Origin of the sequence: Paenibacillus montanisoli (assembly GCF_003268025.1) — a bacterium.
GTDB classification, from domain to species: Bacteria; Bacillota; Bacilli; order Paenibacillales; family Paenibacillaceae; genus Paenibacillus_Z; species Paenibacillus_Z montanisoli.
In genome coordinates this window covers 444,026-457,708 of record NZ_QLUW01000001.1, presented here as the reverse complement: position 1 = coordinate 457,708, position 13,683 = coordinate 444,026, and the positions used below count along the sequence as shown (strand labels likewise).

Annotated in this window: 12 protein-coding genes; 5 read left to right on the top strand and 7 right to left on the bottom strand. The window is 46.7% G+C overall.

Going from position 1 to position 13,683, the window contains the following annotated elements:
- Nucleotides 1-210: 210 nt before the first annotated feature.
- Both DL346_RS02110 and paiA read right to left on the bottom strand, forming a co-directional pair.
- On the bottom strand, nucleotides 211-825 hold the full coding sequence (locus tag DL346_RS02110; RefSeq protein ID WP_112880437.1) for an FMN-binding negative transcriptional regulator: 615 nt from the start codon (nucleotides 823-825) through the stop codon (nucleotides 211-213).
- A 30-nt stretch (nucleotides 826-855) separates the two neighbouring features.
- Complete coding sequence (gene paiA / locus DL346_RS02105) at nucleotides 856-1,374, bottom strand: spermidine/spermine N(1)-acetyltransferase (RefSeq protein ID WP_112880436.1); 519 nt, start codon at nucleotides 1,372-1,374, stop codon at nucleotides 856-858.
- A gap of 173 nt (nucleotides 1,375-1,547) precedes the next feature.
- On the opposite strand from paiA, the gene DL346_RS02100 reads away from it, so the two are divergent.
- From DL346_RS02100 to DL346_RS02080, 5 genes are all read left to right on the top strand, one after another.
- Nucleotides 1,548-2,726, top strand: a complete 1,179-nt coding sequence (locus DL346_RS02100; protein ID WP_112880435.1) for an ABC transporter substrate-binding protein — start codon at nucleotides 1,548-1,550, stop codon at nucleotides 2,724-2,726.
- A 63-nt stretch (nucleotides 2,727-2,789) separates the two neighbouring features.
- Complete coding sequence (locus DL346_RS02095) at nucleotides 2,790-3,665, top strand: branched-chain amino acid ABC transporter permease (protein WP_112880434.1); 876 nt, start codon at nucleotides 2,790-2,792, stop codon at nucleotides 3,663-3,665.
- Nucleotides 3,666-3,677: 12 nt separating this feature from the next.
- Nucleotides 3,678-4,625, top strand: a complete 948-nt coding sequence (locus DL346_RS02090) for a branched-chain amino acid ABC transporter permease (RefSeq protein WP_112881732.1) — start codon at nucleotides 3,678-3,680, stop codon at nucleotides 4,623-4,625.
- Complete coding sequence (locus tag DL346_RS02085; protein ID WP_112880433.1) at nucleotides 4,615-5,403, top strand: ABC transporter ATP-binding protein; 789 nt, start codon at nucleotides 4,615-4,617, stop codon at nucleotides 5,401-5,403. The genes DL346_RS02090 and DL346_RS02085 overlap by 11 nt, the downstream gene beginning before the upstream one ends.
- Complete coding sequence (locus DL346_RS02080; RefSeq protein ID WP_112880432.1) at nucleotides 5,396-6,103, top strand: ABC transporter ATP-binding protein; 708 nt, start codon at nucleotides 5,396-5,398, stop codon at nucleotides 6,101-6,103. Before DL346_RS02085 ends, DL346_RS02080 begins: the two co-directional genes overlap by 8 nt.
- A 71-nt stretch (nucleotides 6,104-6,174) precedes the next feature.
- On the opposite strand, the gene DL346_RS29710 is transcribed toward DL346_RS02080, so the two are convergent.
- From DL346_RS29710 to DL346_RS02050, 5 genes are all read right to left on the bottom strand, one after another.
- Nucleotides 6,175-8,307: a GMC family oxidoreductase gene (locus tag DL346_RS29710; RefSeq protein WP_112880431.1), complete on the bottom strand. Its 2,133-nt coding sequence runs from the start codon at nucleotides 8,305-8,307 to the stop codon at nucleotides 6,175-6,177.
- 319 nt (nucleotides 8,308-8,626) lie between these two features.
- Nucleotides 8,627-9,394 carry a phytanoyl-CoA dioxygenase family protein gene (locus DL346_RS02070; RefSeq protein ID WP_112880430.1) on the bottom strand — a complete coding sequence of 256 codons (768 nt, stop codon included), beginning with the start codon at nucleotides 9,392-9,394 and terminating at the stop codon, nucleotides 8,627-8,629.
- 267 nt (nucleotides 9,395-9,661) lie between these two features.
- On the bottom strand, nucleotides 9,662-10,507 hold the full coding sequence (locus tag DL346_RS02065) for a phytanoyl-CoA dioxygenase family protein (protein ID WP_240632995.1): 846 nt from the start codon (nucleotides 10,505-10,507) through the stop codon (nucleotides 9,662-9,664).
- Between the two features lie 638 nt (nucleotides 10,508-11,145).
- Nucleotides 11,146-11,415, bottom strand: a complete 270-nt coding sequence (locus tag DL346_RS02055; RefSeq protein WP_112880428.1) for a hypothetical protein — start codon at nucleotides 11,413-11,415, stop codon at nucleotides 11,146-11,148.
- Nucleotides 11,416-11,942: 527 nt separating this feature from the next.
- Nucleotides 11,943-13,580 carry an ATP-binding protein gene (locus tag DL346_RS02050; RefSeq protein ID WP_112880427.1) on the bottom strand — a complete coding sequence of 546 codons (1,638 nt, stop codon included), beginning with the start codon at nucleotides 13,578-13,580 and terminating at the stop codon, nucleotides 11,943-11,945.
- Nucleotides 13,581-13,683 lie beyond the last annotated feature (103 nt).

The following is a 13,683-nucleotide window of genomic DNA, read 5'->3' as shown; positions in this document are numbered from 1 at the left end:
GGTAGAACAGCTGAAATTGCTGGGTATATATATGTGAATGAAACAAAGAAACCGAAGAACATTGAGTACAGTGTAGATCGGAATATTTAAATAACTATTCTTTAATTGGATATTATTAAAATAAGCCAGACGGCAAACACCCGTTGGCTTATTTTTTATCTCTGTCAAAACTTGATCCGAAAAATAAAAAAGTCCGCGTCAAAGGTGACTTCATTCGGATTTCAAATTGGCTTGCATAAGAGCGGCAATCTTTTGCGCGTCTCCATTCTGAATCCGTTCCAGCTGATGAATGACAAGTGCTTGCCTTTGTTCGGAATGGTTTTGGCTTAACTTTGCTTTTCCCTCTATCTTGTTGATTTTTATTTTGAAGCCTTGGATTCCTTTGCTCAGCCCGGCGATATAGTCTGCATCTACAAGTTGCAATTTGTATGAACTATCAGGGGCTTCATACTTCAACACCATTTCATGCAAGGAATCCATTATCTCCTTTTCGTTATCAATAAGTTCGACCTCGCCGTATACATGAACCGTCACATAATTCCATGTTGGAACGGCCTTATCCGTTTCATACCATGAAGGAGAGATATAGCAATGCGGCCCTTGAAAAATGGCTAAGACCGTTTGATCGCTAATTTCCTTCCATTGAGGATTCGAACGTGCGAAATGCCCATATAAGTATTCATTCTTCTCATCCAAAATTAATGGCAAATGTGTAGCAAAGGGTACTCCATTTTGTTGTGAAATTAGAGTTGCAAAGCTATGCTCTTTAATCATGTCGTAAGCAACTTTTATATCAGCCATTTGAAAATGGGATGGAATATACATGGTGTTCTCCTCCTCGTTTACACAGAAATACTAGATGATCGTTTTTGTCATCATAAAATCGATTTGTTCTTCATCCCCCATATAGAACGAGTGGGCTCCTGTTTGAACAAATCCCATTTTTTCATAAAAGGCAATTGCGCTCTCGTTTTTTTCCCATACCCCCAGCCAGATCTTCTCCTTATTCCGTTCATTCGCGATATCTAAAGCCTTATTCAATAGATATTTACCAAGTCCCTGCTTATGAAACCTTTTCTTTATGTAGATCCTCTCGATCTCAAGCGAATCATTGCCCATTTTTTCGGATTGGGCATCATTGGTGTTTACCTTTAAATACCCGGCAATCTCCTCATTAGAATAGATAAAATAGAATTCCGAAGAGATCGTTGATAATTCTTTTTCCAATTGTTTTAAGCTAAATGCTCTTTCCAAGTAGGCCTTCATAGTTTCAGGCGAATTTTGATTTTTAAATGTCTCATTAAATGTTTCTACACCAATTTCCTGAAGTGAGCTTAGATCATCAAACTTGCACTTTTTTATCGTTATAGTCAATTTTATTTATCCTCCTTTTCCTTAATTATGAGGTTGGATAAAGATACCACGTTTCATGTCGGCATATGTCTAAAATAGAATATAGACATCATGTCAACTTTATTATATTATACTATTACTTCTAGGTCTGAAAACGAATACACAGTTATACTATTACATTTTGGGGGAGACAAATGAAGAAGAGTATTCTTAGCAAGCTGTCTTATTCGGTTGTTAGTGCAACATTATTAGCGGGCCTTCTATCTGGCTGCGGAGCTAAAGGCACAGGAGGAACCGGCGATGTCATCAAAATCGGCGTTAACCTGGAGTTGTCCGGAGCGGTTGCTTCGTACGGACAATCGATTGCTGAAGGGATCGACCTCGGCGTCGAAGAAATCAACAAAAACGGCGGAGTCGACGGAAAGAAAATCGAATTGATTAAAATTGACAATAAATCCGATGCTGCAGAGGCAACCAACGCTGCCATTAAGTTGACAAGCCAAGATAAAGTAACTGCCATTATTGGCGCAGCGACTAGCGGAAATACCAAAGCGCAGGTTCAAATCGCTTCGGACAACAAAACTGTACTGTTGACGCCGTCGGGAACGAGCACGGATCTGACAGGAACGGACGGCAGCGTGCTAGACTATATTTTCCGTACTTGCTTTATCGACCCATTCCAAGGCAGCGTGGCCGCCAACTTTGCGGCTACTAAGCTAAACGTCAAGAAGGCTGCGATTTTTGGGGATAGCGCGAACGATTATGCGAAAGGTCTCGCAACTTCCTTTAAGGAGACGTTCGCGGCAGCCGGAGGCACGATCGTAGCTGAGGAAGCTTACGCATCGAAAGATACGGACTTCCGCGCAACGTTAACGCGCATCAAAGCGGCAAATCCGGAATTCGTGTTTATTCCGGGCTATTACGAAGAAGTAGGCCTCATCATCAAGCAAGCTCGCGAAATGGGCATTACCGTTCCATTCATGGGCGGAGACGGCTGGGATTCGCCGAAGCTGGTTGAGCTAGCGGGAGCCGATGCGCTTAACAATACGTTCATTACGAACCACTACTCCTCCGGAGATCCGGATGAGAAGATCCAAAAATTCGTAACGGCGTTTAAAGGCAAATTTAATGATAAATCGCCTGATGCTTTCAATGCCCTTGGTTATGACTCGATTTACTTGTTGTCCGACAGCATCAAGCGCGCTGGCTCGACAGACGGCGAGAAAATTAAAGATGCGATGGCGCAAACGAAAGATTTGGCGCTTATCTCCGGTACTTTCAAATTCGACGAGATGCACAACCCAATTAAAACAGCAACGGTTCTGGAATATAAAGACGGCAAACAAGTCTTTAACACAAAGGTTAATCCATAACAGCAGAAAATGGGTGGGGGCCTTCCCCGCCCATTTCATTTTTCAAGGGGGGAATTGACAACAATGGATTGGTTGCAGCAGCTCATTAACGGGATCTCGCTTGGCAGTATCTATGCGCTAATCGCGCTTGGCTATACCATGGTGTACGGGATCATTCGATTGATCAATTTCGCGCACGGCGATGTGTTTATGATAGGCTCGTTTGTGGGCTTTTATGCCATCACGGGTTTGGGGCTCAGCATAATTCCCGCTCTCATTCTAGCGATGGCCGTTTGCGCGCTCCTTGGCGTAGTCATTGAAAGAATTGCTTACAAACGGTTGCGGAACGCCAGCCGGATTGCGGCTCTCATTACGGCAATCGGGGTATCCCTGCTGATTGAATATGGTACCATCTACTTCCGCGGGGCACAGCTCGAAGTTTTCCCGAGTGCATTGCCGACCAAAAGCTTCAACTTATGGGGTGCGACCATTAGCGTACAATCGATTCTGATTCTATCGATCTCCGTCGTTTTAATGATCATCTTGCAGATTGTCGTGCGCCGTACGAAGGTTGGCAAGGCAATGCGGGCGGTTTCTCATGATGTTGAAGCGGCACGTTTGATGGGGATCAATGTGGATCGTACGATTTCGGCGACGTTTGCGATCGGTTCGGCGCTCGCGGGAGCGGCGGGCGTCATTTTCGGCATCTACTATACGAAGATTGAGCCGCTAATGGGCGTGATTCCGGGCTTGAAAGCATTCGTAGCCGCCGTATTAGGCGGTATCGGCATCATCCCGGGCGCGGCCATCGGAGGCTTGGTTCTCGGACTGGTCGAAACGTTGGTAAGCGCTCTTGGCTATTCGAATTGGCGGGACGCTGCCGCTTTCATCATCCTCATCTTGATTCTCATCTTCAAACCATCCGGCATCTTGGGCAAAAACAGCCGTGAGAAAGTGTAGGTGACGCGCAAAATGAAAAAGTTAAACGGGTTTTGGGTATTCCTTGCGCTTTCCGTCGTCATTTATGCGGTAGGTCAACTGTTAATCGGCACAGGTCTATTGAATCCCTACTATTCCAATACGCTGATCTTTATCGTCATCAATATCATCTTGGCTGTCAGTTTACATCTCGTTATCGGGATTACCGGCCAATTTTCGATTGGACATGCAGGCTTTCTTGCCGTTGGCGCCTATATTTCGGCGATTCTTACCAAACTGGATCTGCCTTTTCCCGTCGCTCTGTTTGCCGGCGGCGTCGTTGCTGCTTTTGCAGGCCTTCTGGTAGGGATTCCAAGCTTGCGGCTCAAAGGCGATTATTTGGCGATTGCCACGCTTGGCTTCGGCGAGATCATCCGAATTGTATTTGTCAACATCGACTATGTCGGCGGTGCCGCAGGGATGCAGGTCCCGCATTTGACGAGCTGGACTTCTGCATTCATTTGCTTGTTCATTACGCTGATCGTCATTATGAACTTCACGAATTCCACGCATGGCCGCGCATGCATCTCCATTAGAGAGAATGAAATCGCCGCAGATGCAATGGGAATTGATACGACGTATTACAAGGTTGCGGCTTTTGCACTCGGAGCGTTTTTTGCAGGGGTTGGCGGCGGACTTTATGCCCATAACTTTTACATCATCCAACCGACGAACTTTGGGTTTTTGAAATCGTTTGATATTTTGATTTTCGTCGTTCTTGGAGGATTGGGAAGCTTATCGGGAGCTGTCATTGCCGCCATCCTCATGACCGTCGTTTCCACCTATTTGCAGGGCTATCCGGAGACGCGAATGATCATTTACAGCGTGGTCCTCATCATTGTCATGCTCTACAGACCGAAAGGCCTAATGGGCACCAACGAAATCACCTCCTACTTCAGCAAGTGGACAGGCGTTAAAGGAGGCCGTTTACATGGCAAATAAACCTTTGCTCGAGGTCAAAGACGCAGGCATTCGATTTGGCGGATTGAAAGCCGTATCCGGCTTCAGCATGACGATCAATCAAGGCGAGCTGATTGGATTAATCGGACCGAACGGCGCCGGCAAAACGACAAGCTTTAATTTGCTTACGGGGGTCTATGTGCCAACCGAAGGCGAGATTTTATTTGACGGAAAGCGAATAAACGGTCTGGCCCCTTACCAGATTACGCGCAGAGGGATCAGCCGTACGTTTCAGAACATTCGTCTCTTCAATGAACTGACCGTACTCGATAACGTAAAAGTTGCGTATCATTCCTTGTCCAAGCATTCCATGCTAAGCTCGATTTTGCGGCTGCCATCGCACTTTGCAGGGGAGAAGGAAATTGAGGAGAAGGCGCTTCAGTTTCTCCGAATCTTTGGTCTGGAGTCCTACAAAGACGAAATCGCCAAAAATTTACCTTATGGCCAGCAGCGGCGGCTCGAAATTGCCCGTGCCCTTGCTGCAGGACCAAGGCTGCTGCTGCTTGATGAGCCGGCAGCCGGCATGAACCCGCAGGAGACGCAGCAGCTAATGGAGCTTATCGCGTTTATTCGCAAGGAGTTCAAGCTGACCGTTCTGCTGATCGAACATGACATGAAGTTGGTTATGGGCATTTGCGAACGTCTGTATGTGCTGGATCAGGGTCAGCTTATCGCACAAGGGACGCCTGAGGAAATTCGCAATCATCCGAGGGTCATAGAAGCCTATTTGGGAGAGGAGGTTTCGAAAGGCGATGCTTAAAGTCGACCAAATTGATGTCTATTACGGCAATATTCATGCGCTCAAAGGCGTTTCGCTGGACGTTGCGGAGGGCGAGATCGTAACCTTGATCGGTTCCAACGGGGCAGGTAAGAGTACATTGCTTAAGACGTTGTCCGGGCTCTTGAAACCGAAGAAAGGCGATATTCAGTATCTAGGCGCATCCGTCGCCGGTAAGCCGGTTCAAGATATCGTGAAAGCCGGGATCTCTCACGTACCGGAGGGCAGGCGCGTATTTGCGAACATGTCCGTCGAGGAGAACCTGGAGCTCGGTGCGTATTTAAGAAAAGATAAGCAAGGCATTCGCGAAGATATTGAAAAAGTATATGAGCTGTTTCCAAGATTGCTCGAACGGCGCAAACAGCTGTCCGGGACGCTGTCCGGCGGCGAACAGCAGATGCTCGCAATGGGGCGCGCGATGATGGCGCGCCCGAAGCTGCTGCTGCTGGATGAGCCTTCAATGGGATTGGCGCCGCTCCTGGTTAAGGCTATTTTCAACATCATTGAGGAAATCAACCGCAGCGGAACGACCGTTCTGCTCGTCGAGCAAAATGCGAATATGGCCTTATCCATTGCCAACCGCGCTTATGTCATCGAGACAGGGAAAGTGGTACTTTCGGGAACCGCTGCAGAGCTTCAAGCAAGCGATAAGATTAAATCGGCATATCTTGGCGGCCATTAATATTGGCGCCTATGAAAAAAATGGGGCTGTCTATTGGGTTTCTTTCACCCAAAGACAGCCCCATTTGCAATTTATCCTTGTTTCACTAAGTTCTCTGCTGTGCGGAAAGCCAGAGCCATAATGGTCAACACCGGGTTAACTCCGCCATTAGTTACATGCACGGAGCCGTCGCTCACCCAAAGATTTTCATAACCATGTACACGGCCCATCGGATCGGTGACGGACGTCGATGGATCGTTACCCATGCGCAGCGTTCCCGCTTGGTGCTGACCTCCACTGAGCCCGTTACCGGCCTTTGTCCGCCAAACCTGGCGTGCTCCGGCTGCCCAAAGCCACTTCTCCGCTTGCTCCGCAAGCATAACCGAGGCTCGAAGAGACTCCGGGTGGACGCTTCCGGAGAGCTGTGCAACGGGTAGGCCGTAGCGATCTTTTACCGTGGTCGAGAGCCGAACTCTGGACTCGGCGGTCGGAATTTCTTGGATCGGACCTTGAATCTGGCTTGAGCGAAGATAGGTTTCGCGCATGGTTTCCTTGCCGGCGATTCCCCATCGGGCAGCATCTGGTGCAAGCCAGCGATACCAGTGAATGAGCGGCAGCCTGATGAATTCGTTGGCCAGCAAACCTCCCCCGATAACCCCCGCTTCGCCGCTATGCTCAAAGCGGAAGCTGGCAATGCTCACCCCCGGGCCAAGACCGTCCTGAATCGGTTCATCAAACAGGCCATATGCACCGGCATAGACATGACCTTGAAGATTTCTTCCAACTTGGCCGTACCGATTGCCGATCCCGTTGGGTTCTGAATCGCTTGCCGAGTTAAGAAGGAGGCGCGCGCTTTCAATAGCTCCGGCGGCGACCACCACATGCCCCGCCTTCACCAGCCGGCGCTGGAGCCTGCCCTCTCTCTCCTGCACAAGATGAACCCCGGTGGCACGCCTTCCGCCCTCTGTATCAATGCGCTCAACGATGGTGTCGCAAATCAGGTCGCAGTTGCCGGTAGAGACGGCTCTCACCAGCATCGTGTTTTGTCCACCATTCTTGCTGTTGGTTGGACAGGCGAATCCGACACACTGGCCGCATCGCCCGCAGGCTGGCCGGCCGTCACGTTCCACAGAATTGATTAGAAGAGGCACCGGCCCCGCTTCCCATCCCAGCTTCGCCGCCGCCATGGCTAAGCGCTCCGCTTCCCTCGTCCTTGCCAATGCCGGCATCGGATATGTATGCTCTCTTATACCGCGTCCGGAGTGGGCATTTCCGTCACCGGAGACCCCGACTTCCCACTCGGCACGCTCGTAATAAGGTTCGAGGTCCTGATAACGAATTGGCCAATCGCTCAGCGAGCTTCCGTCCGGAATTCCATAGCGTGTTGCCATGCGAAAATCATCCGGATGAAACCGCCATGCTTGCGCCCCGTAAACCCTTGTTCCGCCGCCCACAGTCATTGCGTTATTGTGATAATCGCCTTCAAAAGGTACGGTGATTCGCTCTACTCCGCCTGGCAATAATATCGTCCGGGAATTGCCTTCGAGCGATGGGCCAGTGTTATGACCGTATTTACTTAATCGATGGTTACGAAGGTGATCGCTGCCAACCTCGCCATAGCGAAGCCAGCTTCCACGCTCGATGACGAGTACGTCTAGCCCTGATTCAGCGAGAATAGCCGCAGCTACCGAACCACCGGCCCCTGCTCCAATCACGACTACGTCATACCGGTCCCGAAGCTGGTCAAATGACCGCTGAGGCAGATCGATCTCCTCGACTGGCGCCTTAATTCCCGGTAAAGGTCCAGGACGAAAGCCGATCATCTCCCACGACTTGCCTCCGCGATTTCCTCCTGCCTCAGGACTTCCATAGTAGCCTTCGATGACAAGGCTCAATAAAGCCTCGAAAAATGGCTTTGATGGAACCGGCCAGTCCCGATATTTGTCTTGCTGGATATCATGCAACAAATTGTCTTTCTCTTCAGCCGACAATTCGGCAAATGGCCGGCCATGATGAACGGACGCTTCTGCGTTTAGCGCAAGTAGACCGGGCTCCAGTAAATTCGTCCAGGTACCGGGATCCTCGTCGGCATGACGCTCCAAGTATGACAGTACGCCTGCGTTCGTCGCCGATGGCCATTCATCTTCCGGGACCATTCGGTCGGAAACCGCTTCCAAAATCGTTCTTACTTCAACAGAAAAAGTCTTCTGACCGCGAGGCTTCATCTCTCAACACCACCCACCTAATGTTTCGTGAATTTTCATCCTCATAAACTACTCTTATCTTCTACTTGCCAATTCTATTGTATCATCAAATCTCTTCACAAAACTTCTAAAAAAAAGGGCTTTGTTATCCATAGATTGTTGATTTTCGAGTAAAAGAAAAACCGCTTATCGATTTCGATTCGGTACGAGTCGACGCATCGTGCATCATTTGGTTTGGAAAATTCCATGTTCTCACAGCCGACCAGCCTTGAAAACGATTCAAGCCGTTACTTCGTAATAAAAAAAAGGATCAGGCAGCAAGCAGCTGCCAGATCCGTGACTATGATGTTATTTTAGCAAGCGCAGTCCGCAGTCCGGGCCAATGGCTCCACATATCGACTAGCGGCGTTTGCCAATCGTTCCGACGTTCTTTATGGTCTACCCGAAAATAAACCGAATATCGGATTCGCTCAGATAGGTTGATGCCCCCTGCGTGAACCAGCTGGTAATGCGTAATGATCAGATCACCCGGCTCGCCAGTAATCTGCACTGGCTTCGGTAACGGAACGTTATCCGAACGATGCTTTGTGCGAAATCCCTCGTCACGAAACAATACTTCCGCGCCGTGCTCCCGGAAGTATTGCTCGTACAGCTTGTGCGTGCCAGGATATACCGTGAAATTCCCTTGCCCAGGCTCGGTTTGATCGCTCAGAATGACGCCGACGAGCGCCGTGAAGTTTTGCGCAATGCTCTCCTTTACGCGGAGGACGCCGTCCAGATGCGCCCCGAGGTCATCAGGCGGATCATCCATATAAGTCGGGAATCGCAGTGCGATCTGCCCCATACCGATCCTATGGTAGGCATCTTCCCCGACCAGCGAATCGATGATCGTTTTGGCCGACGTGCGGTTAAACATGTCTGTGATGAACGGTTTGCTCTCCAGCTCCCTGCAATAGTTAGCGCCGTTATGGTTCTCCGGGATTCCTCTGCCAATGGAATGGTTGATCGCCTTCATCGTTTCTTGAATCATAATTTTCGGAACGACGCCCGGTACCTTCACATAGCCTTGCTCAATCAATTGTTTCTTCTGATGAAAAGTTAACTCCATCCCCCAACCTCCTTCCACTAAAATATTCTAGTACATCTAATAAATCCCTTCTCTCCCTTTCGCAAAAAGCAGGCGATTACCTGCTTGGTCCTTGTAAACAATTCAGCTATTCTGCCCGGTAACTGAAGCAGGCTGCCAAAAGTCGGCAGCCTGCTAAGTTACGGTATCGTACCCGTAAGCGCGATACTCCTAATAAGATTAAAGCATTTCTTGAGCCTGTATCCATGTGAAAATAGCTAAAAGGCTCCCTTTACCAATAGAAGTCAATTAGGCTTCCCAGTCTTCGCTGTACAGTAACGGATTGAGCGGGCTGCATGGCGTTTCGCCGGGCTTCTGCCCAGGCAAACAGCCTGCTAAATCGCTGCGACGAGCATTGCTGTCCGGCTCTACGATGACCGCATCGTCTGCCACGTAGATGACGGTCATCACTTTCCGCAGCGTATCCGTAGGATTGCCCGGCGCGCTGTGCAAAGTCCATCCGGCATGAAAAGTAGCGTCGCCGGCAGCCATCGCGCCGTACGTCACTTTTTCAAACCCTTTGCCCTCTATGTATTCCGCCATTGAACGGTGTGACTCATCGGAAATCACCAATTTGCTGATATACCCCATCTTTTGGGACCCGGAAGCGAAAGTCATCGATCCGATTTGTTCAGAAATCGGTACAAGAGGCATCCACATCGTTATCATTTTATCTGTATTGAACGGCCAGTAAATTTGATCTTGGTGCCATGGAGTATGGCCCCCGCCCGGCTCTTTGAACAGCGCTTGGTCATGATAAAGGCGTACAGCTTTGACTCCCATCAATTGCGCCGCGATTTTGGCGAACCGTTTGGCCGTTACGAACCGTTTAATTTGCTCACTTTTCAACCATAGGTTTCCAATCTGAATAAACGCTTTCCCGTAGGTATCACGTTCCTCTACCGGCTTGTCATGATAGTTCAATTCTTTGACCCAATGGGTAAAGATCGGCTCATACACCTTAATTTCATCAGATTTCGCCGCTTGGCGGATCATGACATGCCCATTTTTCCGATATTCTGCAATTTGGTCGACCGTGATTTCATAGGTGGAATCCAAATCCGGCAATTCGTTCACTTGTTTTTCCATATTCATCTTAAGTCTCCTTATACTGATATATTCGAATTGTATCACAGATCCTTCGAAGAAAATTGACCATAAGTTGTTTAAGAAAACGGCTGCCGAAGCAACCGTTCATTCAACAATCTTGTCCCGTTAATTCAACAAACGACTTATTACTTTCACTGCATAAACAATAATCATGAAACAGATGAAAACTAGAATACTTAGGGTTACGAAATGCATCAGTCCAAATTGAAACCAGAAAACTGTGAATGTTGTATCGTGATATTGAAAATCGGATTCATCTTTCTGTGCATTGTTTCTAATTCCTGTATATACTTCAATGCCTTTTAAAATTAAAAATACAATCGTAGGAACAACAAGTGATGTAATAACACCTTTAAGTAAAATAGTCTTCATAATCGTTGATTTCACCTTTGTTTTGAATAAATTCGAATCCTTGTTGCTTTTTTAATTCTAATAATACCATGTACTGAAACTAAACTGCCAAGTTACTTCAATAAAAAAGAGACCCACAGCAACGGGCTGTGGGTCTAAGTTATATTTATTAAAGGGGGTTGAGATTTATTATAGACGCACTTCATTAAACTGAGATGAAGATAGGATTTCAATCGTGTTACATTTATAGAACTATCGTGTCACGTTAGCTATCAAAAGAATTTCGAGATTCTATCATTGGCTATGCTTTCTTCTAGAATACGCTGTCCATCTTTTCCAAACCCCTGAATGATCCCCGGCTTCTTACTCACAATCATAAATGAAAACACCTTATTCGCATCAAGGTTCAAGGTTTCAGGTTGTTCATCGTCAATTTGAATATAACGAACATGGTTGTTGTCATAAATCCCATGCAGCAACAGACTTTTTTCTAACGTTAGAAAATAATAATGAACGAGGCCGGAACTGATCTTTCCCTTCAAAGTCGTATGCCCCTCTTACATACCAGCCCAATAAGCCTTTTTTAATATATAAACAATAAATCGTCATGGCATTATCGATCTTAAAACAAACAGCTTCTCGGTTTTTGATCAATATTTTTTCAGTTCCGGTTATCTCTTGAAATCGTTTAACTTGTTGATTGTTATCTTTGTTTTTCATAATTAGCGAGTGAATAGCGATCTGATCATTCTTCATTTGAAAGTGTCCTACTCTCTTATTTTTGAATCAATAAAGACAGCCAACCACCATCAAATTATTGAGGGTGGTCTTCTGCATGTCTGCGAGTAACATTAATCGAATCCCTGATCCCCCAGCTCTTTCCAAATATCTCAAGTACAAAATGATTGTGCATGGACTCGTTTTCATCATTGCTAGCGATATAAGCAAATTGTTCCACTAAACTGCCCGTCAGCTTACTAGAAAATCAACAACATAGTCAAACAAAGCCAAAAAAAAAGGAACAGTTGCCGCCGCAAACTGCTCCTTGTTTGTATCTTCCGCTCTTTGATCACCCGACTGTGCTTTCCAGCGGCAGTCTAATCTCAATTAAAGTGCCTTCATTTACTTTGCTTGAATACGTAATGCTGCCGTGATGCTGTTTGATAATCTTATGACAAATCATGAGCCCAAGGCCGGTGCCCTTCTCTTTTAAACTATAAAATGGCTGTCCTAAACGGTGAATCAGTTCATCCGGAATCCCGCATCCTTGATCTTGTACGGCAATCAGACATTCGCCATCAGCTTCTTTTCGCAGGCTAATGTAAATCTCCCCGCCGTTTGGCATAGCTTCTATGGCGTTCTTTAATATATTGAGAAAAACCTGCTTTAATTGATTTTTGTCGCACATAATAGGGAAAGCGGTTTCTTCATAACTGCGTTTTAACTCAATATTGATCAAATTGGTCTGGGGAGTCAAAAACTCTACCGTATATTCAATCAATGCTTTTACATCCGTACGGGTAAGCTTAACCGCTTGAGGCTTTGCCATAGAGAGGAGCTCGCTAGTAATGGTTTCGATGCGTTCCAGCTCATCCAGGAGCAGATCACCGTACTTGACTGCATGATTTTCCTTGTTATAAATCTGTAAAAAGCCTTTAATAGTCGTAAGGGGATTTCTTATTTCATGCGCCACTCCCGCCGCTAACTCTCCAATAACGGATAGCTTCTCCGATTGCAACAGGATTTCTTCCGCTTTCTTGCGCTCCGAGATATCTCGGCTAATCATGACGATATGTTCGATCCCTTTGCTTTCTGCCTTAACCGGTCTGCATAAGGACTCGAACGCGATCCAATGGCCTTCTTTATGTTTGAATCGGATTTCCATCGAAGTGTTAATTTCCTTATTTTCAAACATCTTCTCGATCATGCTTTTAAACTTGACCTCATCGTCCGGATTGATAATGCTGCATAGTGCTCTACCTTTCAATTCATGGTTTTGGTACCCTAGAACGAGCTCGTGGGAAGGAGAAAAATAGCTGCCTGAGTAATCTTTGTCCATCACCATGATGAGGTCTGATGTATGATTAGCAATTAGTCGATATTTGGATTCACTTGCTTCCAGCGTCTTCTCCATATTATTTCGTTCTCTAATAATCCGATGAAGCCGCTCATGGGATTCAATAAGTAAGCCCCCAATAATTACTCCTAATAAGACAAACAACACATATTGAAGATGAAAGATCGGCTTATCGACTAAAATTCGGAACGTAAAGAGGATGAAAACATAGAGCACAAGATAGGTGCCTAAAAAAGCCGCGCTTCTTTTCAGCGGTGTCATACGATTTCTTATCCATATATGCATGACGGTGAAAACAAACATAATTAATGCCCAACCAATTATGGCCGGGGGCCAATTCCCGCTTGAAAGAAGCCTTATTAACAACGCAAAGATACCGGTAATGAATCCGGCAACGGGTCCCATATAGGCAAAAACCAGAATGACAGGCGCATATCGGATATCGTATGAATAGCCTTGCTGCTTAACGGACAGCATGACAAGGATAACGGAAACTATGCCTCCATAAAGACCTATCCAAAGATTCGATTGCTTGAGCGGCTTATGATCCATGAAGGAACGAATGACTAAGGGGGTGCTAATCAAGAGTGAAAAAATCGATAAATTAACAATATAGTCGAAAAGGATCATTTGCCTGCACCTGCACTTCATTGTTCTAGTAAATATTCCTATCTATCATAAACCACAACGATTACGATTACTATGTGAACTTTAGCCAATAGGCATTGAATAC